The 1,122-nt window shown below is 61.0% G+C and carries 1 protein-coding gene; it reads left to right on the forward strand.

The annotated features are described in order from the left end of the window. On the forward strand, positions 1-1,122 hold a 1,122-nt coding region (gene tnpC, locus H147_RS0119115), incomplete at both ends, for an IS66 family transposase (RefSeq protein WP_019956986.1).

The following is a 1,122-nucleotide window of genomic DNA, read 5'->3' on the forward strand; positions in this document are numbered from 1 at the left end:
CCTCCCCGATGATCCCGCCATTTTGAAGGCGATGATTGCGGCTTTGCAAGCGGAGAATGCCAAGATATCGGCTACGTTGCGCGTTCATGACCAGCTGGTTCAGGCGCTTCGCCTGCGGATCGCCAAATTGCAGAAACTGGCTTTCGGCAAGTCCTCGGAAAAGATCGAACGCGAGATCGAACAGTTGGAGCTGGCGCTCGAAGACCTGCTGATTGCGGTGGCCGAAGACGATGACGGCCCCATCGACGAGGGGTCGAATGAACCAACCCCAGACCCTGCTGATGCACCCGCTTTGCGCCGCCGACCACGTGTCTCGGATACGACCCCACGCGAACGCCGTGAACTGGACCCCGGCACCTGCTGCCCTGACTGTGGCGGTGATCTGCGCGTGGTGGGTGAGGATGTCAGCGAACTCCTCGACATGATTACTGCCCAGATGAAGGTGATCCAGATCGCCCGGATCAAGAAATCCTGTCGCCGTTGTGAGCGGATGGTGCAGGAACCAGCACCCAGCCGTCCGATCCCCGGCAGTATGGCAGGGCCGAACCTGCTGGCCCATGTGCTTGTCTCGAAGTTCGACGACCACCTTCCGTTATATCGCCAACACGAGATCTTCGAACGCATGGGGGCAGACATCCCAGAAAGCACGCTGGTAGGCTGGTGTGGCAGCGCCATGAAGACCCTGTCGCCGCTGATCGAACGGATCGAGGCCCACATCATGGGCAGCGACTTGCTGCATGCGGATGATACGCCGATCCGGGTGCTGGATCGCTCTTTGCGCGACAAGGGGCTGGGCAAAGGTGTCAAACAAGGCCGGATCTGGGCCTATGTGCGCGATCAACGCCCTTGGGCGGGGGCATCGCCACCGGGTGCTGTCTATCGCTTTGCGCCAGACTGGAAGGAAGAGCATGTTCTCGGCCATCTGGCCAACGCCCGCGGAATCCTTCAGGCTGACGGCTACAAGGGTTATGCCAAGCTCTATGAGCCTGACCCCGATGGCACGCGGCGTTTGCGCGAAGCGGCCTGTTGGGCTCACCTGCGCCGAGACTTCCACGACTTCTGGTCCTCGACCAAATCCGAGATCGCCCGCGAGGCGCTCGACCGGATCGGTAAGTTCTACGA

Origin of the sequence: Yoonia vestfoldensis DSM 16212 (assembly GCF_000382265.1) — a bacterium.
GTDB classification, from domain to species: domain Bacteria; phylum Pseudomonadota; class Alphaproteobacteria; order Rhodobacterales; family Rhodobacteraceae; genus Yoonia; species Yoonia vestfoldensis.